A 24,895-nucleotide genomic window follows, 5' to 3' on the forward strand; every position below is an offset into this window, starting at 1 on the left:
ACGTCTTATATTGTCAATTGTTTTCAAACTATATAATGTCAATTATTTTTAATCTATGTTATACTTACAACGGTGATAAAAAATGGCATATGATGGAATAATGATGCATCAAGTAATTGATGACTTAAACAAAACAATAACTGGTGGTAGAATCAACAAAATCTACCAAATCTCAAAATATGAATTATTGATTCAAGTTCGTAATAATCGAACTAATTACAAGCTGCTGCTCTCCTGCCATCCAATGTACGCAAGAATTCAGCTGACTAATTTAGACTATCCTACTCCGGAAAGTCCGAATCCTTTAACAATGTTATTTCGTAAACATCTTGAGGGTGGTTATATCAAAAAAATTGAACAAATCGAATTAGATCGAATTTGTCATTTTCTTTTTGGCTGTCATAACGAATTTGGTGATTACGTTGAATACCATTGTTATATTGAAATTATGGGTAAACATTCTAATATTATTCTTTGCAATCAAGATAAAAAAATTCTTGATTGTTTAAAACGAATTACCCCTAACATTAATAGTGAACGTTTTGTACAACCAGGGGCAATGTACCAATTGCCACCAATGAATCAAAATAAAGTTGATCCTTTCACTAGTGATTTTATTGAAAACAATAATCTAACAAAAATATATCAAGGGATGTCTCCAATCCTATCTAAAGAAATTCTTTATCGTCATGATAATGGTATAGATTTTAAAGAGATTATGGATGAAATAAAAAATAGCGATACCCTTTATATAAGTAGAGTTGATGAAAAAGAATATTTTCATTTAATTCCATTAACTCATCTAAATCAGCAGGCACAGTCTTATTCATTATTCGATGGTCTGGATAAACATTTTAATTTAATCGATCAAAAAGAACGTATAAAACAACAAACATCAAATCTTTTGAAATTTATTAATAATGAATATCAAAAAAATGTTACTAAACTTGCAAAATTAGAATCAACTCTAGAAGATTCGAACAATAGTGATGAATATCGAATCATTGGCGATCTTTTATACTCAAACTTACATTTATTAAAAAAAGGAATGCGTCATATTGAACTAGATAATTACTATGATGGTTCTAAGATTATGGTTGATTTAGATGAAAAACTTGATCCTAAAAGTAATGCTCAAAAATATTATAACAAGTATCAAAAGGCAAAAAATTCAATCAATGTTCTGCATGAGCAGATTGATTTAACCAAAAAAGAAATTGAATATTTTGACAGTCTTTTAACACTAATGGATAATGCTTCATACTATGATGCCCTAGAAATAAAAGAAGAATTAGAAAATCTAGGATATTTAAAAAAGAAAAAGAAAACTAATACGATCCGTAAAAATAAAAAACCTTCTTTTGAGACATATTATACTAAAGATGGTATTGAAATATGTATTGGGAAGAATAACCTTCAAAATGATTATCTAACTTTTAAACATGCTCATCGCTATGATACCTGGTTTCATGTTAAAGATATGCCTGGTAGTCATGTTGTCGTTAAAGGTGATCAATTAGATGAATATACGATTCGATTAGCTAGTAATATCGCTGCCTATTATTCAAAAGGGAAAAACAGTAGTAGTGTTCCTGTCAATTATACTTTAATAAAAACATTGAAAAAGCCTCATGGCGCTAAACCTGGGCAAGTAATCTTAGATAATTATAAAACTATTTATATTGATCCTGATCAACATTGCCTCGATGAATTACAAAAAAAATAGATGCCTGGGCATCTATCTTTTTTAGCGGTTACATCCACATCCGCTTCCTCCGTTATTAGCGTTGTTATACATTCCATTAATAACAGAGTCACCTGTGTTATTAGCTGCGTTAAATCCTGTACCTGCTCCGTTAAATGGAGTAGCGTTAGCAGCACTTGCGAATGGATTTCCATTACTTTGAGTCATGAAAGTACGTTCATAACGTGGATAATAACGTGGGTAATAAACGATATTATTAATATGGCGACATTCGATTGGGCAAATAATTGGTTGTTCAACATATTGATTAGAGCAGCTTGTACAAACTTTTCTTGGTGCAACGATTGGAGTAGCACGGCAGCAGTTCATTCCACTGTTACATCCTCCACATCCGCAGCTGTTGTTACAACCACATCCTGAGTTACAAAACATCATTTCCACCTCCTTTAATATACTATATGTTCGATTAAATTTGGTGCTAAGGCAAATTACACAGAAAGGTCTAAATTATGAAATTAATCAAATGGAATACTGTTGAAAACATTGAAGCATATACAATTACTAAAGAATTAGGCGATATGTCTTATAATAACGAGGACAAACAATTGATTCTCAATAATCGTAAACAATTAGCCAAACTTTTAAAAACTGATTTAGAGCACATGGTGGCACCACATCAAACACACTCAGCCAACTTTAAAGAAGTATCTCTTAAAGACGGTGGCAGAGGTATGTACTGCCAAGATGATGCCTTTAACAATACTGATGCTCTTTATACAAAAGATACTGATCTCTTTTTATTATCATTTCATGCAGATTGTACCCCAGTGTTACTATATTGTCCTAAAACAAAAATAATTGCTGCAATTCATTCTGGTTGGCTAGGAACAACTAAACAAATTGTTTCAAAAGTCACAAAACATCTAATTGAAAATGAACATTGTGATCCTAAAGAGATGCTTGCCTATATTGGACCATGCATCTGCCAAGATTGTCTTGAGGTAATGGATAATGTCATCGACTTAGTTAAACAAATGGATTTCGATACTACTCCGTACTATAAACAAACAGATACTACACATTATTTGCTTGATAACAAAGGTCTAAACCGACAAATGTTATTAAATTTAGGTTTATTGAAAAAAAATATTACTGTTTCGCCATATTGTACTGTTGAAAATGACAAGTTATTTTATAGCTATCGTAAATATAAAGATAGTGGCAGAAATATCACAATCATAAAAAGACAAGCTTAAAGGACTATAACAAATAAAGATTTTCAATCTTTGATATGTTCCCTTCTAGATGACAAGTTTTTATTATTTTATTTGTCTACCTAGGAGGAAGCATATCACTCTAGGCGTTATAGCCCTTTTTATTTATTAAATCAGTTTTTTCTACTTTAATTGTTAATATTTATTTTTTAGTAATTAAATTTTCCATAAAATTACATAAATTGGTTATAAATCAGTTACAAAATCACATTTTAACTACATTAACTTATCTTTTTACTTGTTAATTTTTTTATATGTTTCTCGATGAATGATATAATAAAAGTAATATATATAAACGATAATTGAGGTGATTTTGTCGATGAATGAAAATTTTAATTCAGCATTCTACAAGAAGATTCTTGATCAAATTAACTCTAATATCTATGTCACCGATGTTGAAACTGATGAAATTGTATATATGAACGATTATATGAAAAATACGTTTCAAGTCTCTAACACCGAAGGAAAGAAATGCTGGCAGATTTTACAATCTGGAATGAACAAAAGATGTGAGTTTTGTAAAATCAAACAACTTCAAGAATCTAATTCACAAAAAATTTGTGTATGGTATGAAAAGAACACGGTAACAGAAAAAACATATTTAAATCATGATACTTTAGAACTTTGGGATAACAAACTTTATCATATCCAAAATTCGATTGACGTTACTGAACAACTACAGTTATCTGTAGAAGCAACAATTGATGAATTAACAGGTATTTTTAATCGAAATGCCGGTAAAAAACGAATTGAAGAACTATTAACTGCTGAATATCTTAACGAAGACTTTGTTGTAGTTTTATATGACATGAACGGTTTAAAATGGGTTAATGATACTTATGGACATCTTGAAGGCGATCGCCTATTAATATTTGTTGCCCAAAATATAAAAAAGCGTTTGAAAGAGCCAAACTTTATCTTTCGCCTTAGTGGTGATGAATTTATAATTGTTTTTTTAGATACTACTGTTAAAGGTGTAGAAGTTTGGATGGATAATATTCTTTTAACTTTAAATCAAGAAAGAATCAAAGAAAACATTGATTATGATACCTCTTTTAGTTATGGAATTGCTAATATCCATGTAGATGAAAATTTAACTGTTTCTGATGTATTATCTATTGCTGATTCACAAATGTATATCCAAAAACGAGATTATCATATTCTTATGAATAAAAAAAGGCTAACAAATTCACAACCTAAGTATAATTCTATTCCTTTATTTGAATATAATCGTGATCATCTTTTTGAAAGTTTATCAGAAACAATTGATGACTACTTATTTGTTGGAAATTTAAAGACAAGTAAATTCATGTACTCACGTCAGATGATGATAGATTTTCGTTTGCCAAATCAAATTCTTGATAATGCTGCAGCATTTTGGGGAGAAAAAATTCATCCTGATGATAAAGCAGGATTTTTAAGAAGTAATCAAGAAATTGCTGATGGCAGAGCTGAACAGCATACAATTTATTATCGTGCAAAAGATGCCTCTAACCGTTGGATTCCCTTGCTTTGTAAAGGAAAAATGATTAGAGATAAAAATGGTAATCCAGATTTATTTGCTGGAACAATTCGTAATTTAGATAAAAATAGAGAACAAGCTTCTCTAGAGCCAAATTCTTTAGATACTTATTTAGATACTTCGTATTATATTTATGAGAAAAATCAAAGCAATAAAAATAATTTTCTTTTTCAAAAAAGCTTTTACTTTGTAAACATATTTGATCAGCAAAATGATTTAAAAACAAAAACTGACTTACTTGATTTTGTAAATAAAAATATCCCGGGAGGAATACTAGCTGTCCAAGCGCACTCTGGCTTTCCACTCTATTGCTTTAATCAAGCCATTTTAGAATATACCCAATATTCTTATGAAGAATTATGTCAAATAACAAATGGAAAATTTTCAAATATTATCTATGAAAAAGATCGTCAATTTGTTGAAAGAGAAATTTTCCAACAGCTTGAAAGAAATGACATTTATGAAATTCGTTATCGCATAGTTTGCCACGGAGGCCATTTGCTTTGGGTATATGAAAGAGGAAAATACGTTATCGATGGGCATGGTCAAAAATTAATTTTGTCTTTTTTTGTTGATATTTCCCATGAAATGAATAATGAACAAGAACTACGTTTCATTAATGAAAATAGCCTTGACGGAGTTTTTAAAGCTGCATTAATTGAACATTTTCCAATTTTATATGCTAATGACGGATATTATCGAATACATGGGTATACCAAAAAGCAATTTCACCATGATTTAAATGATTGTGCTGAAAATCTCATTTATGAATCAGATAAAGCAAGAATAAGAGCCCAAATAACGGATTTAATTAAAAATAATCAGTCACAAGCTATTCTTGAATATCGAATTAAAAAACGAGACAATTCAATTGCCTGGATTCATATTAGTGCCAGCTTTACTTCGCTGCTTGATCAAACAATTATTATGATTGGAATGGTCATGGATATTACTAAACGAAAAAAACTAGAAGATAAGTTATATCGCTCACAGCAGTTGTTTAAAGTTGCACAAACTAAAACCGGCTTAAATATTTGGGAGTTTGATATTCAAAACAAACAAGTAATTGGCAATCCCGATTCTGCAGTAATCCGCAGCTATCAAAATCTTACTGCCAATATCCCAGAAAGCATAATTGCACAAGGGTTGATCCATCCTCAAAGCATTAATGAACTTAAGAATTTATATCAACGCTTAGAAAAAGGAGCTGCTCCCCTTTCTGCTACAATCAGGGTCAAACAAAAAGATGCGAAAGATAAATATCTTTGGGAAAAAATAACATATACTATTGTCCAGCATATTGATGAAAAACCAGCATGGGCAATTGGCATATCAGAAGATGTTACAGAACAAAAAAAATTGAGACAAGAATCTATAATGAAGAAAGTTTAAGGAAAGTTTTGAATGAAGATATTATATTAAACATCCGTTTAAATTTTTCTCGTGATTTTATCGAAGATATTTCTTTACATTCCAATGAACAGTATGAAAAACAGCTCTCTGATTACACATACGATGATATTTATAAATATTTATTACAGACTATTGCTAATGAGGATGATCAAAAAAAATTTGAGAAAAAATATTCTAAAAATCAAATTAATGACTATATCCGTACTTTTACCGATATTCCAACTTTTGAATTTAGGCAGAAATATTTAAATGGAATGATATTATGGGTATCCTTAAATATGAAAACAACTATTTCTCCTCAAAATAACGATGTAATATTATTTATTTATACCAAAAATATTGATATCCAAAAAAGACGTGAATTAGCATTGCAAAATAAAGCAGAAATTGATGAGATGAGTAGCTTATATAATGAGTCTACTTCACAGCTAATGATTGAAACATTGCTGAAGAAAGAATATGATCCTAAGAAAGTCAATGCTTTTCTTTTGCTAGATATTGATAATTTTAAACAGATAAATCACAGTGGGAATTTCTTGTTCGGTGACCAAATCATTCGTCAAATGGGACAAATGATCAAGAAAAGTATTTCTTCCAGCTGTATTGCAGCACGAATCAATGGTGATACATTCTCTATTTTTTATCATAATGCTGAATCAAAAAAAGTTATCTATCAAGCAGCCTTACAACTTCAAAAAAAGCTTTCTAGTATTTATCATTTTCAAGATATTGAGACCCAGTTAACTCTCACCGGTGGTTTAATCTATCTATTTTCAGAAAATATGAGCTATAGTCAAATTCATCAATGCGCACTCCATGCCTTAGATACAGCTAAAAGACGCGGAAAAAACCAGATACTATCTTATCAAGAAATTGAAAAAGTTGAATTTAATTTCAAGATTGAAATGATTATTAACCCTAATGATTTTACAATTTTATCGATGAGCCCGACTGGACAAATCATATTTAATTGTATTTTCCCAGTTAAAAAGCCAATAAAATGTTATGAATTATTACATAATCGTAAATCACCGTGCCCATTTTGTTCTCAACAAATCGACTTTGAACAAACAAATATGCGTGAATGTTTTGTATCCAAAATCGATAAACTTATGTATGTTAAAGAACAGCTGTCTCATTATGAGGGCGATACTGTAAGAAAAATTGAAATGCAGGATATTCCCTTTAACTTAGCATATGAAAATCAGGATTCAGATTTACAACAATTTTTAGAAATAAGCTGGAAAAATATAGATAAAAATATTCAACGAGAAAATGCTTTTGATAATATTCTTAGACAATTAGGAACATTCTTTAATGCCCAAAATGTTCTCTTATTTCATCAAAGCGATAATCAACAAAAATTTTCTCTGACTTCAAAGTGGAATTATAATAATCAAATCTCTAATATTAAAAATACTCATTTCAGTAAGGAACACTTTGAAAATATTGTTAGTGCTGTCGCACCACAAAAATACTTTGTAATATTAGATAAAAACCATTTTTGTTATAAAAATATTACAGAACTATATTTTGAAAAGGATGTACCACTACCATTATTATTTATCGGCATTTATAACAAAAACAAGCTTGTATCATGCTTGCTCGTGGAAACTGTTAAACAACATATTAACGCTTCAAAATCTATTGAGGTGATTGCTGATGTTATTTGTAAAATTACCACTATTTATAATTTGCAGACTAAATATACTTATGCCCTTACTCATGATCAAAAAACCGGTTTATCTAACTACGATTCTTATATTAAGACTATAAGAAATATAAATACTGATATTTATTCTACTTTTGGAATGATTGAAATAACTATCATTAATCTAAAAAAATATAATCAGCGGTATGGCATCGTCCAAGGTGATGAAATCTTACAGTTCATCGCACAAACAATTACTAAATTTTTTGATAAAAAATCATGTTATCGGATCAGTAATGCCCATTTTATAGTGCTTTGTCCAGATATTACGTATGAAAACTTCATTCATATATATGATACTTTTTACCAAGAGCTAATTGAATTTTATGATCAATGGATCATTTGTGAAAAAGTTTGGGAAAAGAATTCACTTGTGTTAGAAACAATGCAAGAGCAATTAGAGGAAAAAACAAGACATGCTGTAAATAAAAAAATACACTCTAAGTTAGCTAAATCTGATCAGTCGATAGCAAAAATATTAGAGCGTTTAAATACTGCTTTTGTAAATGGAAAATTTTTAACCTTTTTACAACCTAAGGCTCATACTAAAACTAATCAAATTTGTGGTGCTGAAGCATTGATCAGATACAACGATCCTCAAAAAGGAATTATTCCACCAGGGCGTTTTCTTCCAGAAATAGAAAGAGCAGGATTAATTAGACATATAGATTTATTTATTCTAAAAGATGTCTGCCGAATTCTCAGTAACTGGTTAAAAACTACTTGGAAGCCTTTCCCAATTTCAATAAATTATTCTCGAGCAACTATTTTAGAACCTGGTATTTTAGAAGAAACTAATAAAATCGTTGAAAGCTATAATATTCCTAAAGAATTAATTGAAATAGAAGTTACTGAATCCATTGGATCAATTGATTCTGCTAGTTTAAAAAATATTGTTAATCAATTTTTAGCTGAAGGATATAAAATTGCTTTAGATGACTTCGGTGCTGAATATAGCAATATTTATATACTATACTCGCTGCACTTAAGCTCACTTAAACTTGATCGAAAGATCGTAAGCGATATTTATCATGATCACCGTGCTAAATTAGTAATCAAAAATATCATTAATACGTGTCAACAATTAGATATAACTTGTGTCGCTGAAGGAGTAGAAACTAAAGAACAGCTAAAAGTGTTAAAAGATTTATCTTGTGATGTTATTCAAGGCTATTATCTTAATAAGCCTTTATCTGAAGATGATTTCAAAAAGATTTCTGGCATCACTAACCCCCATTGACACTAAAACAAAGATAATCCTAAGATAGTTTTTTAGTTCTAAAGCAGATGAGCATAAAACTAATTTACGTGATTATCTTTTTTTATAAATGCATCATAGTTAAATACCCTGTATCAAAAAATTTCTATTTTATTGATTTTAATACATTCTTTTATCTTGCTTAAATACTAATTATAAAAGTCATCACTATTGATGACTTTTTCACATATATTTTTAAATCTATTAAAATTAAATTTAGATTTCAAGTTCTAATTATTCATTGATAATTTCATGCATTACTTGTGGAATCAAATCAATTAATTTACTAGGTAATACTGTATAAGAATTATCCCCTATTACATCCCCACAGCTGCCATGTAGATAAGTTCCTAAAATAGCTGCATTTTTAGGTGTATAGCCTTGTCCAACAAAACTAACGATCATCCCAGCTAAAACATCTCCCATTCCAGCCGTAGCCATCGCCTTATTAGCTGTAATATTACGATATGTCTCTCGACCATCTGTAATTAATGTGTTAGGACCCTTTAAAACAACAGTAACACCATATTTTCGAGCAAAACCACCAACTTTATCAATCATATCTAATTCATCATCATAAGCACACAAACGCTTAAATTCACCAAAATGAGGTGTTAAGATAATAGGAACGGGGCACTCTTTTAATAAATCTAAATGTTTAGCTGCAATCGTCAAACCATCAGCATCAATTACGATTGGACAATTGGCATATTGTAAAGTATCAATTACATACTGCTCGCTTTGTTCATTTAACCCTAAACCTGAACCAATCAAAATTGCATCACGGTCATAAAAAAGTTCTTGTTCCAGTTTACTATTACGAAGTTTAGAAGTACATTCAGGAGTAACTGTTGCTAGCGCATCAATTACTTTTTCACTTGAACAAACACATACAACACCACTTCCACTATAAACCGAGGCTTTTGACGCTAATAAAGCAGCTCCTCGATAGTAATCACATCCAGTTAAATGTAAAATCTTGCCATAGATTCCTTTATGTCCATAATAAGCACGCGGTTTTAAATGATATTTGATCCATGATGGACTAACCAATTTAGCAAGCCCCTGCTCCTGACGTAAATCTTTAGCATCCAATATTTCAACTGCAATCTCTCCTGTATACATATGACACTCTTCATTTAAAAAAGCCTGTTTGATTGCTGTTAAAGTAATTGTCTTACTAGCACAAATCACATTACCATAAGGTATTCCTGTATCAGGATTTAATCCAGTTGGAATATCAATTGCGATGATGTCTATATCATATAAATTATTAATTTCTTCAATTAATATCCTAGCTACTCCACGAACTTCACCATTTAATCCGAAACCAAACATTGCATCAATTACCACATCTGCTTTTTGTGCATCACTTATAAATAAAGATATATCTTCTTCATCCATAAAAGTAATTGGAACTTCCATCTCTTGCGCTTGCTCAATATAAAAATTATTTGCTTGAGAAAATTTATTAGGGTTCCCAAAACAGTATAACTTCACATTTCGTGCTCGAATATGTAGTTTAATCCCTAAACTTAAACCATCAGCTCCATTATTTCCCGGTCCACAAACAATCACGATATTATTATAACCCAAACAATGCGGTAAAATGGCATTACTAGCTTTATCCACTAGTTCTTCGATTGAATATCCCTCATTTAATAAAGCCTGATCGTAAGCCTTCATTTGTCTACTTGTTGCAACATACATATTATCACCATTACTTTCTCTATAAAATCTTATGTTTATATTATAAAGCAATTATTCATAAAAACCTACTTAGAAGCAAAAAAAATAAAAAAAGCAGATTTCTACACTCTGCTTCTAGGACGCTCATCCATTATCTCTTGATAAATCATTGTAACAATATTATGTGGATTAATATTTTGGTCTAACAGACGTTCCAGCATGATCATCATTTTTCCATCATTAATAGTACCGATAATATTCGCTTTTTCAATATTTTGAATATCACATATATATGGAAAAAATTCATTGATTTTTGTATTGATTCCATAATGATGATTAGAACGGCTATATAAATAAATTATCTTATCACCATTACAATCCTCAAAAACACTTCCGCGAGGATAATTAAAAACATTTTTATACTGCTTAACTTGCTTTCTTTTTTGTTCATGCTTATATTTTCGTTTATTTTCATATACTATTTCAATATGTTTTGGTGATAGCATATTAACCAGCTCATAAGATTTTTTACAATCAAATATAATCGTTTCACTGTAATCAAATTCATATCGTAATGCTGCTTCACGAACAAACTTAGTCTTATTAACATATAAGTTTGAATTATCTGTTTGATAAATATAATATAATTGATCACCCACTCTAATAATATCACCAACGCAATAAATAATCGGAACATCAAAATGAATCAATCCCTCTAGGTAGCGTGAATTAACAATCAGTTTTCGCTCAATCATTATTAAGTTATTAATTCCAATCCGATTGTAAATATCTCGAAAATTAGTTCGCGGAATCTTATAAGTGTTTGTTAAATAGACATATGTATTTTTACGATGGTCATATATATTCTTATCAAGCTTAAATGTAGCTAAATAACGGGACTTTTGTTTTGTAGAACAATAATACCCATAAAAATAATTTTCGTCCTTAGCAACGACCAAATAGGGCCTAATTCGATGACTTTCTTCTATACGTTCTAACTCATCATTACTTAACGGCATCAAAGCCCATACTAGATTTCCTATCGCCACTTCATTATATTTATCTTCAACAATTGGCGTAAGATCTATAATTTCCTCTTTTTCTAGTCTACTAAAATACTTTAATAATCTTTTAAACAATTTCATCTTCCCACCCCAAGATAATTATATACCCAACAATCAAAGAATACAAAAAGATTATAGAAACATTAATCCTATAATCTTTTTGTTACTCATTATATAATTGAAAAAACGAACTGAAGTGAGGGGTACAGTTCGTTCTTTCTATATTTATATCTTATTTTTCAGCAATTGTTGCATAATTAGCAACAATGTAATCTACAACTGGATTACTTCCCCAAGTTTTAATAGCTGAAGCTGTTGCTTGAATCGTATTTGCAGTTACTGTTAATTTATAATTAGCATCATCATATCCGTACTTACCTTTTTCGGTAGTTGTAATTTCTTTTTTTGTTCCATTTTCATCAGTTGTTACAACCGTAGTAACACTCTTATCAGTTACATCTAATAGTGGATTTAAAGTAACGTTATCTAATAATAAAGCTGAACTATTACCGCCTTTGATTGCTCCCATATAATAATAAGTTCCTTCATATTCAACCCATTTACCTGCTTGTGCCGCCAACTCTATATCATCAGTATATTTCACAACATTTGGCAATGCCAATAAAGCCGCATTTTGTGTTAAACCATTTTCATCAGTAAATGTATTGCTTAAAGTTTCATCACCGCGGGTCCATGACTCTGTTAATGTTGCTTTAACAACTACATCAACATTACCACTGTTTTTTACTGTTACATCTTTATTTACTTCAACTCCTGGTAACCAATCAGTTGGTGGAGTAAATTCTTCTTCAATTGTAGTATCATATTTTGCTGTTTTAAATTCATTTGTTTTTGTCAATTCCTGACTAAAATACGCTAACGACCCAACTACTCCTACTGTTAATGCTAATAATAATATTCCACCTAAACTTTTTTTATTTTTCATTCTTCTTCACCTTTCCTTTTCTTTATTGTTGTTCAGCAATCGTAGCAAAATGATCGGCTAAATACACAGCCATCACATTCTCACCAAACGCATCCCTAATTGCTGCTTTTGAAGCTTGGACTGTCCGCGCTTCAACTGTCAAAGTATAATCTGCGCTATCATATCCATATTTTCCGTATTGATATTTTTTAGTTACAGTTGTAGTCCCTTGTTCATCTGCTTCAACGACTGTATGACTGCCGCTAACTGTTGCATCTAATAACGGATTCATCTTCACACTATTTAATAATCCATTTGATGCTTCATCTTCACCAATTACACCTAAATAGTAGTAATAATCACCATAATGAATCCATTTATTATGATAATCTGCTAGATTATCTTTAACATCTTCATATTCATAAACCATATTTTGAACAAAATTTTTAATTGCCGCATCATGTGAAATGCCGTTTTCATCAACGAATGAATTTGGTAAAATTTCACCTTCCTCGCTCAAGATTTTATCTGGATCATTAGGATCCATCAGATTTTCACTACGTTTCCATAGCTCAGTTAATTTTGCTCTTACCACAATATCAACGTTTCCAGTATTTTTAACTGTAACTTTTTTATTAATTTCAACACCTGGTGCCCACTTATCAGTTGGAATAAATTCTTCTTCGATCGTTGTATCATACTTTGCCGTCTTAAGTCTATTTTCAACAGTTAAGTCTCTAGAAAAGTAAGCCAATGTACCTACAACCAATACAATTGCAGCTAATGAAATAAGGGCAGATAGGCTTTTCTTATTTTTCATTTCTATCACTCACTTTCTTTTTAATCTAATAATGCATACGTTTCAGGAACTACAGTTTCAAAAGCGGTTCCTGCGACTGCTTGTTTATTAGCTTGATAAACTTGAACTGTAATCGTTAAAGTATAGTTGGCACTAGCATACTTACCATTACCAGTTACAACTGTTTTATTGTAAGTTGCATTATTGGGAATGCCTGTATTTGGGGCAACTGCCCATCCTGTTTCAGGATTATTAGTTATTTTGCTTGGTTCACCAGTTGTCATCGTCGAATAATATACTACTGTTTTCTTAGTTTCAGCAAAATCGACATCTCCACTTAACATGATTGATTTTAAAAACTTATCCTCGGCTCTACCACCCGAAGAAATTATTCCGTCATAATAGAAATATCCATCACTATTTGAATATATCCATTTATTACCATATTCTTTTTCAACAACACTAGCTCTTGGATCAGCACTTGTAACTGTAATATCTTCACCATCAGCTGTTTTCCATGTTTCACTCCACATTGCTCGAGAAACAATATTACCAGTTCCAGTATTTTCAACACCTACTTCTTTAGTAACTTTATCTCCGGGTTCCCAATTATCTTTTGGTGTAAATTTTTCCACAACTTCTGACTTAAACTGTCCAGTTTTTAATTTGTTATCAACATTCGTTGTGCTATTATAATAAGCAACTGCCCCACCTATAACTAAAAATGCTGATAACGAAATAATTGCAATCAAACTCTTTTTTCGTTTCATAATTTTCGTACCCCTTTCTCAAATATTTAATAACCGATATGTGGTATTAATAACCAACAAATATACTTTTGTCATATTACAACATTATTATAAATAATCATGGTTTGCTTCTGGTTATATTTCACTTTCCTTAATATTCTATTTTAATGTTTTTATTGAATCTAAAAATCAATAATTGTCTTAACTTATAAAGAAAAACACTCTAACAATTGTTAGAGTGTTCGTGGCTTCATTAGTTGTTTACTGTAGGTAATCCATTCAAGAAATTTTTTACAGTTTGATTTGTTGCATCAGTAATCCAAGTTGCAGCAGCTTCTTTATTAGCCTGTGAAACTTGAGCAGTAATTGTTAATGTATACTCAGCGTTATCATATAAACCATTTGATTTAACTTCAGCACGTTTAAATGTCGCTTTAATATTGTTATTTTCATCATCTAATGCTTTAAATTCTTCTTCAGAAATTTTTACCCATTGAGTTTTTGAGTCAGTTCCAATTGATGTTTTATCCGGTTCAGTTGCTGCAGTTGTATAATAAAAGTTTTTAATATCTGTTCCAACTACATCAGCACTATTTTTTAAAGTAATTGAAGTTAGGAAATTTTCTGTATGTCCATTTACTCCAATCATCTCATTATAATATGCCCATCCATCATTACCGTCAACCCATTTATCGCTCATACCATTTTTATCAACAACACTTTCATTATTAGTGTCTGGATAAGCTACTGCTTTAAATTCTTCTCCGTTGCGTGTCCATGATTCTTCCCATTTAGCACGTGCTACTAAAGCATAATCTCCTGTATTATCAACTCGTACCTCTTTTGTAACAGTTGCTCCTGGATTAAATTCTTTAGGTGTAAATTTTTCGACAATATCAGAGCCAAACCCTTTTGTTTTTAATTTATTGTCAACTGTATGTGTTTGAGTAAAATATGCTAGAGTTCCTACAACTACCAATGCCCCTGATAATACAATTGATGCCACTACGCTTTTCTTGTTTTTCATGATTTCCACTCCTTTTTATTTTTTATTTCATTTTACAAATCAATGATAACAATTGATGGTTTGCTTCTGGTTATATTTATAACTCTTATTCTATTAATATAACTATCGAAGAAAACTTTTCTTTTACAATTAACAGTATATCTTTATTTGGTTTTTTTCCGGTTATATTCACAAACGAAAAATAATATTCAAAAACAAAAAGAGATGTATAAAAATACATCTCTTTCACGATTTAATCAATAGAAACTAATTGTCCATTTTCAACAATAATTGAATCCCAATTTTGCGTAGCAACTGCATTAGCACCGTCATCTGCTTGTACACCATTAGCAGTGATTATAATCTTAGATTTAAGATTAGCATATGACATTGTTTCCTCATGTGAGGTAAAATTATTTTCAATAATAAATGATTTAAATAAATTGACAGTCTCATTAGATTTTAATGGCATCTTTAGATAGTAATAAGATTTACCCTTTTCCCCAGTAGCTTTATATATCCATTTATCTTCATCAATTCCACGAATTACAATTTTATCAGGATCTTTATCACTCAAGATATTTCCATCTTCATCCATCCATACCTTTTCAACCGTCACTCTTATGAAAGCATCTAGTTCCTCAGTATTTTTTATATCAACAATTTTAGATTTTTCTTGTCCAATCACTACTGGATCATCATACTTAATTCCATCTTCACTCACAGAGGCATCGGGATTAGTTGAGCTTTCGATAACATCTATTCCAAATTCACCAATTCTAATCCGGTTCTTAGTCTCATCACTATCTGTAAACCATGCCAGTGTGGCGGATACAGCAAGTACACAACCTAGCAAAACTATTAGACTCATTATGGTTCTTTTCTTTTTACTCATCTCGCTACACTCCTATCTTTAGACTGTCACTTTTTCTTTTTCATCCGCTACAAGGTTACTCAAAACAATATTTAATAACAATATTCCACCAATAATTGCTACCGCAATATATTTTGCTGATGAAGCAAAGATCGTTCCAACAACAGGGAGGCAGAATTCTAATGTCTTTCCGGCTACATTTTGATATTCTACCGGATTTGTATCATTAGTTGGATTTGCATCGCCTTTTGTAACAAAAGTTTGTGAAATTTCGTTTTTCACTATCACTCGGTGAGTAACTAATGTATCATCATCTACTCGAAATGTGATTGCATCGTTTTCTTTAATATCCTCAAAAGAAGCAGCTTTGTAATAGATCAAACTTCCAACTGGATATGTGGGTTCCATACTTCCAGATAATACAACTACAGGCTTGTAGCCAACTACCATAGGAGCAAGTATAAGCACTAATGCTATTATCACTACATAACATAATATTGATAAATAGCTAACTACTTTCTTAAATATCTTCATAACCTGCCTCCTATCCTAGTTATTAAAAATCTTCTCCAGATTTCTGTTGATTACTATTACCCTTATAATCACTCCATGTTACATTATTTCCAGAAATAGCAGCAGTTTTACCAAAGGTGCTTTGTGCCCCTTCAGTTGTAGCTTTACATGATTCTAAATTAAATGTAATTTGATAGATTATTCCTGAATAATCCACCGCATGAGTATCATTTGAAACTTGCTCCGATAAAACCAGACTATCCAAAATGATATTAGTTGTTGTATTAGCTTTTAATACTTTAGTGTAATAGAAATAGCCGTCATTTCCATCCACCCATTCATCTTGCCAGGCAGATGTCCATTTCTTTTCAACACTATCAACGTCACCATTTACAAAATCACCATTTTGATTGATCCAGCTTTGACTGTAACTTACCCTGATTAAAGCATCAATTTCACCACTGTTGGCAAATTTAACCTTTTTATCAACGGTTTCTCCTGGTAAAAATTGTGAATCTTGATTAAATTTTTCAATCAATTCAATCTCCGGTTCTTGCGTTGCCATTTTGTTTTCTACATTGACGGTACTATTATAGTAAGCACTTGTATATCCAATCGCAACAATCAAACATACTGAAGCAAAGATTAAAGCTACCTTCGTCTTTTTAATTTTTAAAAATTTCACTTTATCTTCACCTCCATTTAATTCCAAGTAATTACATTGTTAGAAATAACTTTAAAATCACGACCAAAGTTTGCTTGTACTGCTCGATGGTTAACACTATCGTCATCACTATACTGTACTGCTTCACTAACAAATTTCAAAGTATAATCTGCTGTTTGATAAATTTCGGCATAATTGCTATCAAATTTAAGACTAGTTAAAACTTTAGCTGTCATTTCATTAGCTGGAAGAACTTTTTTATAATAATACCAGCCATCACCACCATCAAACCAGTCATTTTGCCATGCTTCAGTCCAGTTCTTATTAACAACTTCATTGCCATCAACTAACCCAGAAATAACCTTGCCATCAGCATCTTTCCAAAACTCCGCATAAGAAACTCTTAGAAAGACTGGTGCTGTTCCAGTATTTTTGAATTGTACTTCTTTTTCTACTTGATCAAACCAGTCTACAGTTGAATCTTTGTCAAACTTTTCTACTACTTCAGTATCCACTGTTGGTGTCTTAATATTATTAGTGACAGATGCACTTAGTTTTGACCATGCGTAGATTCCGCCCACTGCAGTAAGACAGACTGTCACCACTACCATCAATACCATCAATGGTCGTTTCATTTTAATTCTACCTAAATATTTCATTGCGTCATCCCTCACCTTCTTTATTAATTACCAACTTTTTTTATTTCTGCAGCTTCTAAATCAGTAGTTACACCATCCTTATAACCTTGCACAGTTAACTGTGGTTCTCCTGCATCAGCCACAATATTTCTAAATTTAATTCCTTCAATTACAAATTTTCCAGTAGTTTCATCAATAATATCTTTCCATTCAATATAAGCATTAGTACCACTGCCACCTAGCTTACCACCTTGAGCATCAATTACCTCAAACTTATTAGCATCATATTTTACTCGAATATCAACATCGGTATCCATTGTTGTAATACTTGTAAAAATACTATTAAATGCATTTTCCATCGCACTACTGTTATTTGCTTTTGTATAATGTCCTTCACTAGCTAAACGCGTTAAGAAACTATCAAATAATGATGAATTATTGGAATTAAGACCAATCGTAAAAATCGTCTTACCTAAACCTTTACCAGAACGATTAGTTCTATTGCCTGCATCATTAGAATTATTGTTACTACGATTTTTAGTAATATCATCATTTTTATGACCATAATACTTTGATCCATTACTACTTTCAATGTAATTATTGATTCCTGTTAAATTTCCACTAAACTTAATAAAATCAGCTTGATTTAAAGCCTCAGCTCCAACCCGATACCCATTATCATCATAATCATTATAACTAGTATTAAATCCCTTATTTCCTGGTTGACCGTCAGTAAAGACGATTACTGAACGATTATTTTCTCCAGTTGCACTTGATAATTGATTACGAACTTCATACAAACCTAAATCAATTTGCGTTCCTCCTGAAGCTTTAATATTTTTGATACCACCATTATTTTTAGTTAAATATGTGTACCATGTTTCATTACCTGATTTAATATCTGATAACTTCACAAAATTATTATTAGTGATCGAACCATCTGCACTATATGCAAAAGTAATTACTGATACACGACTGTCAGGATTATGTTCATATAACTTAGTTATAAATTTAATTACATTATTTTTTAAATGGGTTAGACGACTGCTGCCATTCATTGACTCATCCATGCTGCCTGATTTATCTAATAGCAAGACAACGTCTTGTGGGGCTTTTACTGTCGTAGATTTAACATTTCCACTTACATTATATTCATAGTTATTGATTGTTTCACTTCCAGCAGGAAGATAATTAGTCTTTTCATCAGTCGCTTTAAAGAATCCAACATGACCAAATGAATTTGTTAGAGTCACATAACCATTAGCTGCATCTTTATTTTGACTAAGTTCGATAATATTTCCACTAGATAAGTTTGTTTGAGCATAACCACTTTCTGTACTTTCTAGCTTATATTCCATTGGAACAGTTTCTGTTACGGTATATTTACCAAACGGTAAATTTTCTAAAAGAACTTCTTCATTATTTTTTAAGATTAAATCTGTTTTATAAATTACTGCATTTTCACTATCTCGACCAACCACATGAATAATAAATGTCTTATCTTCACTAGAATTGTTTACAACCTTTTTTACAGTAAGAGTTGCACTTGTAATTGGCAATTCTTCATTAACTGTTGGCACATTGAAATCCAATGTAGAATCTTTATCAATATAATTTTTATAGACTAACTGGGTTGGGTCATTGGCTGGATAATCTGTACCATCCTTATATTCCTCTTTAACTGCTACATAATATTCTAAATGAGCTTGACTGTTTTTTTCAACATCACCTACATACCAAGTGATTTTTTTTCGACCATTTTCTGTACTTACAATAACATAACCACGATCAAATATTAATTTATCAGCTACAGAGTTATCATAACGGCCATCAGGTAAATCTAAAAGATCAACATACTGGCTCATTGGATCATTGACAATCCCATTTTTTATGATTGTTTCATATCGAGTCACAATCTCATTAGCAATATTTTCATAAATTCCGCTTAAATCACTAGAGGAACTATAGGCATATCCTTCACCTTGAGTAGCTACATTCTTCAAGAAACTATTAACACTACTTCCAGTTGTGTAACCAATCGTAAAAATTGTATTTCCACTTTTCTTTGCTAATAATGCTTCATTTTCAGCTAATGTAGCAGCTGCATTATTTAAAGAATAGTGACTATTATTTAAATATAAGTCTAATGTAAAATCATTTCTTCCGCCCTTAATTACACTATCATAATTGATTGCATTTTCCCCAAAAGTATATCTACCACTATATCCTAAAGCTTTATCAGTAGCGGTCGCTTCGCTATAATCATTAACTAAATAACCATTATTGCGTTCATTATTTAGTTTATAACTTCCTGTCGCACCACCATCACTTAATAAAATAATAATTCCATTTTCTGATTTAGCATTTTTTAAAACAGTTCTAGCTTTATAAAGCCCTGCTTGAATGTTGGTTCCACCATCCGAATTATTTCCTAATTCGACATCTCTAATTGCTTGTTTTGCGGTTTCAAGATTGCTTGTTAGATTTTGTTCTACTGTACCATAGTAATTAAATGTCACAATTGAATATCGATTCTTTTTATTTCCAGAAATTTTACTATTATTCAAAAACTCAATTGCAGCGTTTTTAGCTTTAGTAAGACGTTTTTTATCATTTGAAGATGTGCTATTTCCATGTTCATCTTCAGCCATACTATTTGAAATATCAAATACTAGAACAATATCATTACCAATCGCCTCAACACTATCCTGGGCTTTTCCAGTAGCTAAATCCAAATTGATTTTATACCGATTATCGCCAACTCTTTCTGAAGTTTTATTAACAGTAACTAGGCCATCACTACTAGTAGTAGAGCCAGGGTTATTTTCCGCTTCAACAATTAAGTTAGTTCCAGCCGCTGGTATTATCATCGCTAATGCCAAAACCAGTGTTTTTATCTTTCTAGTAAACTTATTTTGTTTTCTTTTTTTAGATATCTTCATTTAGCTTCCTCCTCACTGACGTTACTGTTAAGCTTCTTTTTTGTTACCAGATTAACGATTATATAAATCAACACTAGACCAGCCAAAATTATTTTTGCAATCATTGATTGGATCATTCCATAAATATATCCTATATAAGGAATATTTATCTTTACTATCCCATTTAATCGACTAAAGGCAACTGGGTTTGAATCTTGGCTACTATTAGCATCACCCTTAGTAATAAATACTTGTTTTTCTTGGTCTATTTTAATTACTCGGTGAGTTATCACATTACCGCTTACACCTGAGCCTTTAAAACTTATAATATCATTTACCTTTATTTCATCAGCTTTAGCTGGTTTAACTAGTAATAATTCTCCAGTTGAATAAACAGGCTCCATACTATTCGATAATACAACATTTACCTCATACCCCAGCAATCTTGGGCCAAGTGTTATAATCAAATATATAAAGCATAAGATCAATAATATCGTTGAAACAATATTATTAATTTTTCTTATTTTATTCACTTGCTTGTTTCCTTTTAAGAATAAAGATACCAGCAGCAATTAACAGTAAAACAATTCCACCTGTAATATACAAATAAGTATAATTAATTCCTTCTTCACCTTTTTTTAAAGGCGTCTGATCATCAGGAACTTCCTCTGTTCCATCCCCAGGTGATAACGGAGTTTCTGAATCAGTCACATTTTCGGTATCATCACCTTGGTTAGTTGTAGTACCACCAGTTCCTGCTCCACCAGTTGCAGTTGATACTGCAGTGTTAGCAGGTAAACCTACAGGAATCACTACAACACTTTCAACATATTCCTGTGTTACATTTAAATCTCGATATACATATGTGATTGAATTATCTGTTTCACCAATTGTAATTGATAAATCAGCAGCTCCAATCAATTCATAGCCAGCAATCGTTTTAGCTCTCTCGTTCACTGTACTGCCAAGTGGCGCTGTCATAACTTTTGTTGTGGCTATTTGAACATTATCCTGATTAACATAATTGATCGAATATTCGCGTCCATTAGTCAAAACTTGATATTTGGCTACAAATGTCATTGCACCAGTAACAGCCTCACCACTAGCTGGAAGGGTTTTATTCCATCCCATTAAATAATAGCCATCTTCTACATTGATATCAGGGATATCCGGAAAACGTTCGTTTGCTGCTACATCGATAGTAATCTTATTTTCACCATTAGCAGCAAATGTACCATGAGCTCCTGCCCTAAATGTTACTTTATAGGTTCTACTAGCATCAACTGTCATTGGATTAACAAAGCCGACCATTGCAATCATCATAGCTAGAACAATAATGACTTTTTTAATTTTCTTCATGACTGCAATCCTCCTTATGCTTTTTCTTCTTCAATAAGAATATAACTGCAAATCCACTAACTGCTACCAATCCAAGTAATGGTGCAATTACAGTTGCATCACCAGTTTTGATACTTTCATAAACATTTCTAACTACTTCAACAATAGTACTTTGATCATCAAGTTCTTCAACACTAAAATTAAACTTGATCAATCCTTCACGATTTTGATACGTATTATCCATTGAATCACCATTAACTTCCAATGTCATTGTTACTGTAGTAGTTTCACCTTTTTGTAAACTAGCAAGTAACGTATCTTCACTCATTCTTCCAGAACTTAAAGCAGCCAGATCATCAAGTGTTCCATTATAAAACTCTTCACCTTCATTAGTAATTGTAATATTATAAACACTTAATCCCGAAGTATCAGTATCAAGACTATCTAAGACATCAGCACTCAAATAAAATCTTAACTCTCGATGATCATCATTTTTTAAAACAATATTTTGTGTTCGAACTTCACCAGGCATAATATTTTTAAAATTATCAAATAAATCCTGACTACCATCCAAAAAAATAAAGTCTTCTGCATCACCATCAAATGATACATTAGTATCAGCTGCATGAATAGTAGTCATAGATAGTGCTAGTACTGTTGTTACAACTAATGTTTTTAAAATATTTTTACCTCGCATTTTAATGACCTCCTCCACGACTATTCTTCTACATACTGAATAACATCATTATTATCAATTTTAACTTCTAAGCCCCATTCACTCAAAATTGCAGATTCAGCACCAACTTTTTGAATTGCTTCAGCTTCAAAACTTAAATGAGCACTTAAACCAGAGTAACGCATTGCATTAGTGTTATCGATATTGCCAGATAATTTGATTTGATTAACAAATAAATCTGTTACTGCCCCTGGTTCTAATAATTTTTTATAATAGAAATAAACAACTTCTTTATTTTCATCACTATCTTGAATAATCCAATTATCTTTATCATTAGTAATGATTTCAATAAAACCAGGATTAGCATCGATCACCTTATTACCGCTTTCATCTTCCCAGTATTTGGTAACAGCAATTCTTGTATATAAATCATTTTCTGATGTATTTTTTACAAATGTTTGTTTATCTTTTATAGCTCCAGGATAACCAAAATTAAAGTTAATACCTTCATCCGTTATTTGACCATCTTCATTTGTTGTAGCATCTCTCAATTCAATTCCAATATTCCCTGAACTAAGTTTGTTACTTGAAGAAGTATCGGCACGGAAATAGGCAATTGCGCCTCCAATTGGAACCATGATACATAGAACAATCATTAATATTAATAGCTTATTTTTTTTATTTTCCATGATGATTATCTCCTTTGCTTTAATATTGATCGGTGGATACTTTTCCCACATTACATCCATATTATATGTAATGGTGGTTTTAAAGCGGTTATATTTTGTTTTAGATAATAACTTTCTTTTAAAATCTAAAAAAGAGTTAAGTTATATCTCTAAAACTTAACTCTGAACTGAAGACTCTATTGGTTTTTTATATAATAATTTTGCTTTTGCAACATCATAATTCAAACGATATGTAGTACTATTATATTTTGCATAAAACTTTTTATTTATTCTTTGAATGATTGTATATGCATTGTCCATTTCCTGACACGCTACTAAAATAATATATTGTTTCTTATTAATTTTAGCAAACAAGTCATTCACTCTTAATGATGAAGCAATCATTTCTTTTAACTGGTTCATTACATGTACTTGATTTTCTATTGTAGTTTTAGCATTAAGATCAAAAATAATCAAAAAATATTTCTTATTATCTCGAAGTGCATTCTTAAGTAAAATTTCATACATATGCTTAAACATGTCATATCCACAGTAAAACCCTCGATAATCAGCATTATTAATAATCAAATCTTCATTAACATTTTCAGTATTAATAATATAATCTTCTTCTATATCTTCTGTAATGACATCATAAAGCTCTTTAAACCGCGGTGATAATCCTGTTCCCAACTCTTTATAAAAGCGTTCATTCAGGTCATCATAATATTTTAACGCATTATGATAGTCCTTTAATTCAATCAGGCCTTTAATATAATAATAATGTAGACCTTCGTAAAATGGTTCTAATAGAATAGCATGATAATTTATTGACATCATCTTTTCAAACTGTTTTCTTTTCATGTAGTATTTGCAAATTTTGATAACACAGTTAACATATGCTGAGCGAAAAAATTCTAGCATCTGTTCAATCCAAATAGAATGATTAGTCGTTATATATAATTTACCTTTATATAGATGATTTACTTTTTGAGCATATGCTAGGTCCTTATCACTTATATCATCAATATATTTTATTTTGTCCCAGTTATAATAAAACTCCTCAGTATCCATCACCCATTCCAACTTGGGATTGATTTGATAACCACCTTTAACAGTTAAAATAACTTCTTCATCCTCATTAAAAATACCTGATGCTTTTAAATCTTTACGAAGTCTAAAAATAGAAAACTTAACCACACTATTTGGATTTTCACTATCCGGATATAAAATATCAATAATATTATTCTTAGATATTACAACTCCTTTTTGAAGCAGCAATAATTGGAATAAATTAATCAACTGTTTTCCTAATAATTTGGTTAAATCAACTGTTACATTTCCACGTGAAAGTGAAAACGTTCCAAACATATTTACGTTAATCTTATCATTTGCCATATCTAATTCCCTCACTTTTCAAGATATGTTACTTGCCCACAAATTTATCCACCAAAATAGTCATATTCTAAAACCCCATTACAGTATTAGCCC

Annotated in this window: 21 protein-coding genes; 4 read left to right on the top strand and 17 right to left on the bottom strand. The window is 30.9% G+C overall.

Annotated features, from left to right (window positions below):
* Positions 1–82 precede the first annotated feature (82 nt).
* Complete coding sequence (locus KTF99_RS01665) at positions 83–1,726, top strand: Rqc2 family fibronectin-binding protein (RefSeq protein WP_195992672.1); 1,644 nt, start codon at positions 83–85, stop codon at positions 1,724–1,726.
* Between the two features lie 21 nt (positions 1,727–1,747).
* Here the strand turns inward: KTF99_RS01665 and KTF99_RS01670 are convergent, their stop codons facing one another.
* Complete coding sequence (locus KTF99_RS01670; protein ID WP_009008800.1) at positions 1,748–2,140, bottom strand: hypothetical protein; 393 nt, start codon at positions 2,138–2,140, stop codon at positions 1,748–1,750.
* 74 nt (positions 2,141–2,214) lie between these two features.
* Here KTF99_RS01670 and pgeF point away from each other — a divergent pair, with 74 nt between their 5' ends.
* From pgeF to KTF99_RS16990, 3 genes are all read left to right on the top strand, one after another.
* A complete protein-coding gene (gene pgeF / locus KTF99_RS01675; RefSeq protein ID WP_003538479.1) occupies positions 2,215–2,961 on the top strand; it encodes a peptidoglycan editing factor PgeF in 747 nt (248 codons plus the stop codon).
* Between the two features lie 337 nt (positions 2,962–3,298).
* Positions 3,299–5,893: a PAS domain-containing protein gene (locus KTF99_RS16985; protein ID WP_254210081.1), complete on the top strand. Its 2,595-nt coding sequence runs from the start codon at positions 3,299–3,301 to the stop codon at positions 5,891–5,893.
* Between the two features lie 8 nt (positions 5,894–5,901).
* Complete coding sequence (locus tag KTF99_RS16990) at positions 5,902–8,865, top strand: bifunctional diguanylate cyclase/phosphodiesterase (protein ID WP_254210082.1); 2,964 nt, start codon at positions 5,902–5,904, stop codon at positions 8,863–8,865.
* A gap of 252 nt (positions 8,866–9,117) precedes the next feature.
* Here KTF99_RS16990 and KTF99_RS01685 read toward each other — a convergent pair whose 3' ends face one another.
* The 16 genes from KTF99_RS01685 to KTF99_RS01760 all read right to left on the bottom strand — a co-directional run bounded on the left by KTF99_RS01685 (position 9,118) and on the right by KTF99_RS01760 (position 24,802).
* Positions 9,118–10,593: a bifunctional ADP-dependent NAD(P)H-hydrate dehydratase/NAD(P)H-hydrate epimerase gene (locus KTF99_RS01685; RefSeq protein WP_009008798.1), complete on the bottom strand. Its 1,476-nt coding sequence runs from the start codon at positions 10,591–10,593 to the stop codon at positions 9,118–9,120.
* A 101-nt stretch (positions 10,594–10,694) separates the two neighbouring features.
* Positions 10,695–11,717, bottom strand: a complete 1,023-nt coding sequence (locus tag KTF99_RS01690; RefSeq protein ID WP_003538484.1) for a hypothetical protein — start codon at positions 11,715–11,717, stop codon at positions 10,695–10,697.
* Between the two features lie 151 nt (positions 11,718–11,868).
* A complete protein-coding gene (locus KTF99_RS01695; RefSeq protein WP_003538491.1) occupies positions 11,869–12,582 on the bottom strand; it encodes a BsaA family SipW-dependent biofilm matrix protein in 714 nt (237 codons plus the stop codon).
* A 22-nt stretch (positions 12,583–12,604) separates the two neighbouring features.
* The gene (locus KTF99_RS01700; protein WP_217215417.1) at positions 12,605–13,381 is read right to left on the bottom strand and encodes a BsaA family SipW-dependent biofilm matrix protein; all 777 of its coding nucleotides are present in this window, start codon (positions 13,379–13,381) and stop codon (positions 12,605–12,607) included.
* 20 nt (positions 13,382–13,401) lie between these two features.
* Positions 13,402–14,130 carry a BsaA family SipW-dependent biofilm matrix protein gene (locus KTF99_RS01705; protein WP_008792083.1) on the bottom strand — a complete coding sequence of 243 codons (729 nt, stop codon included), beginning with the start codon at positions 14,128–14,130 and terminating at the stop codon, positions 13,402–13,404.
* Between the two features lie 232 nt (positions 14,131–14,362).
* Positions 14,363–15,136: a BsaA family SipW-dependent biofilm matrix protein gene (locus KTF99_RS01710; RefSeq protein ID WP_003538498.1), complete on the bottom strand. Its 774-nt coding sequence runs from the start codon at positions 15,134–15,136 to the stop codon at positions 14,363–14,365.
* 232 nt (positions 15,137–15,368) lie between these two features.
* Entirely contained in the window at positions 15,369–16,010 is a 642-nt protein-coding gene (locus tag KTF99_RS01715) for a SipW-dependent-type signal peptide-containing protein (protein WP_003538500.1), read from the bottom strand.
* An 18-nt stretch (positions 16,011–16,028) separates the two neighbouring features.
* Entirely contained in the window at positions 16,029–16,523 is a 495-nt protein-coding gene (locus KTF99_RS01720; RefSeq protein WP_008792085.1) for a signal peptidase I, read from the bottom strand.
* A 22-nt stretch (positions 16,524–16,545) separates the two neighbouring features.
* Entirely contained in the window at positions 16,546–17,187 is a 642-nt protein-coding gene (locus tag KTF99_RS01725; RefSeq protein WP_009299600.1) for a BsaA family SipW-dependent biofilm matrix protein, read from the bottom strand.
* 17 nt (positions 17,188–17,204) lie between these two features.
* On the bottom strand, positions 17,205–17,825 hold the full coding sequence (locus tag KTF99_RS01730) for a hypothetical protein (protein WP_008792087.1): 621 nt from the start codon (positions 17,823–17,825) through the stop codon (positions 17,205–17,207).
* 23 nt (positions 17,826–17,848) lie between these two features.
* Positions 17,849–20,746 carry a vWA domain-containing protein gene (locus KTF99_RS01735; protein ID WP_003538512.1) on the bottom strand — a complete coding sequence of 966 codons (2,898 nt, stop codon included), beginning with the start codon at positions 20,744–20,746 and terminating at the stop codon, positions 17,849–17,851.
* The gene (locus KTF99_RS01740) at positions 20,743–21,258 is read right to left on the bottom strand and encodes a signal peptidase I (RefSeq protein WP_003538514.1); all 516 of its coding nucleotides are present in this window, start codon (positions 21,256–21,258) and stop codon (positions 20,743–20,745) included. The genes KTF99_RS01735 and KTF99_RS01740 overlap by 4 nt, the downstream gene beginning before the upstream one ends.
* Positions 21,251–22,084, bottom strand: coding sequence for a MucBP domain-containing protein (locus KTF99_RS01745; RefSeq protein WP_008792089.1), 834 nt, complete (start codon positions 22,082–22,084; stop codon positions 21,251–21,253). The genes KTF99_RS01740 and KTF99_RS01745 overlap by 8 nt, the downstream gene beginning before the upstream one ends.
* On the bottom strand, positions 22,071–22,760 hold the full coding sequence (locus KTF99_RS01750) for an LPXTG cell wall anchor domain-containing protein (RefSeq protein WP_009008794.1): 690 nt from the start codon (positions 22,758–22,760) through the stop codon (positions 22,071–22,073). Before KTF99_RS01750 ends, KTF99_RS01745 begins: the two co-directional genes overlap by 14 nt.
* Before the next feature lie 20 nt (positions 22,761–22,780).
* A complete protein-coding gene (locus KTF99_RS01755) occupies positions 22,781–23,428 on the bottom strand; it encodes a hypothetical protein (protein WP_008792091.1) in 648 nt (215 codons plus the stop codon).
* Positions 23,429–23,584: 156 nt separating this feature from the next.
* Positions 23,585–24,802 (bottom strand): BTAD domain-containing putative transcriptional regulator, encoded by a 1,218-nt coding sequence (locus tag KTF99_RS01760; protein ID WP_008792092.1) that lies wholly within the window; start codon positions 24,800–24,802, stop codon positions 23,585–23,587.
* Positions 24,803–24,895 lie beyond the last annotated feature (93 nt).

The organism is Erysipelatoclostridium sp. MSK.7.34 (assembly GCF_019041935.1).
GTDB lineage: Bacteria > Bacillota_I > Bacilli_A > Erysipelotrichales > Coprobacillaceae > Thomasclavelia > Thomasclavelia ramosa.

Bases quoted from the DNA above. Each gene is read 5' to 3' on its own strand.
- KTF99_RS01700 (WP_217215417.1), bottom strand. From the start codon at position 13,381: ATGAAAAATAAGAAAAGCCTATCTGCCCTTATTTCATTAGCTGCAATT.
- KTF99_RS01720 (WP_008792085.1), bottom strand. From the start codon at position 16,523: ATGAAGATATTTAAGAAAGTAGTTAGCTATTTATCAATATTATGTTAT.
- KTF99_RS01705 (WP_008792083.1), bottom strand. From the start codon at position 14,130: ATGAAACGAAAAAAGAGTTTGATTGCAATTATTTCGTTATCAGCATTT.
- KTF99_RS16985 (WP_254210081.1), top strand. From the start codon at position 3,299: ATGAATGAAAATTTTAATTCAGCATTCTACAAGAAGATTCTTGATCAA.
- KTF99_RS01665 (WP_195992672.1), top strand. From the start codon at position 83: ATGGCATATGATGGAATAATGATGCATCAAGTAATTGATGACTTAAAC.
- KTF99_RS01760 (WP_008792092.1), bottom strand. From the start codon at position 24,802: ATGGCAAATGATAAGATTAACGTAAATATGTTTGGAACGTTTTCACTT.
- KTF99_RS01750 (WP_009008794.1), bottom strand. From the start codon at position 22,760: ATGCGAGGTAAAAATATTTTAAAAACATTAGTTGTAACAACAGTACTA.
- KTF99_RS01685 (WP_009008798.1), bottom strand. From the start codon at position 10,593: ATGTATGTTGCAACAAGTAGACAAATGAAGGCTTACGATCAGGCTTTA.
- KTF99_RS01710 (WP_003538498.1), bottom strand. From the start codon at position 15,136: ATGAAAAACAAGAAAAGCGTAGTGGCATCAATTGTATTATCAGGGGCA.
- KTF99_RS01730 (WP_008792087.1), bottom strand. From the start codon at position 17,825: ATGAAATATTTAGGTAGAATTAAAATGAAACGACCATTGATGGTATTG.
- KTF99_RS01745 (WP_008792089.1), bottom strand. From the start codon at position 22,084: ATGAAGAAAATTAAAAAAGTCATTATTGTTCTAGCTATGATGATTGCA.
- KTF99_RS01670 (WP_009008800.1), bottom strand. From the start codon at position 2,140: ATGATGTTTTGTAACTCAGGATGTGGTTGTAACAACAGCTGCGGATGT.
- pgeF (WP_003538479.1), top strand. From the start codon at position 2,215: ATGAAATTAATCAAATGGAATACTGTTGAAAACATTGAAGCATATACA.
- KTF99_RS01690 (WP_003538484.1), bottom strand. From the start codon at position 11,717: ATGAAATTGTTTAAAAGATTATTAAAGTATTTTAGTAGACTAGAAAAA.
- KTF99_RS01755 (WP_008792091.1), bottom strand. From the start codon at position 23,428: ATGGAAAATAAAAAAAATAAGCTATTAATATTAATGATTGTTCTATGT.
- KTF99_RS01735 (WP_003538512.1), bottom strand. From the start codon at position 20,746: ATGAAGATATCTAAAAAAAGAAAACAAAATAAGTTTACTAGAAAGATA.
- KTF99_RS01715 (WP_003538500.1), bottom strand. From the start codon at position 16,010: ATGAGTAAAAAGAAAAGAACCATAATGAGTCTAATAGTTTTGCTAGGT.
- KTF99_RS01695 (WP_003538491.1), bottom strand. From the start codon at position 12,582: ATGAAAAATAAAAAAAGTTTAGGTGGAATATTATTATTAGCATTAACA.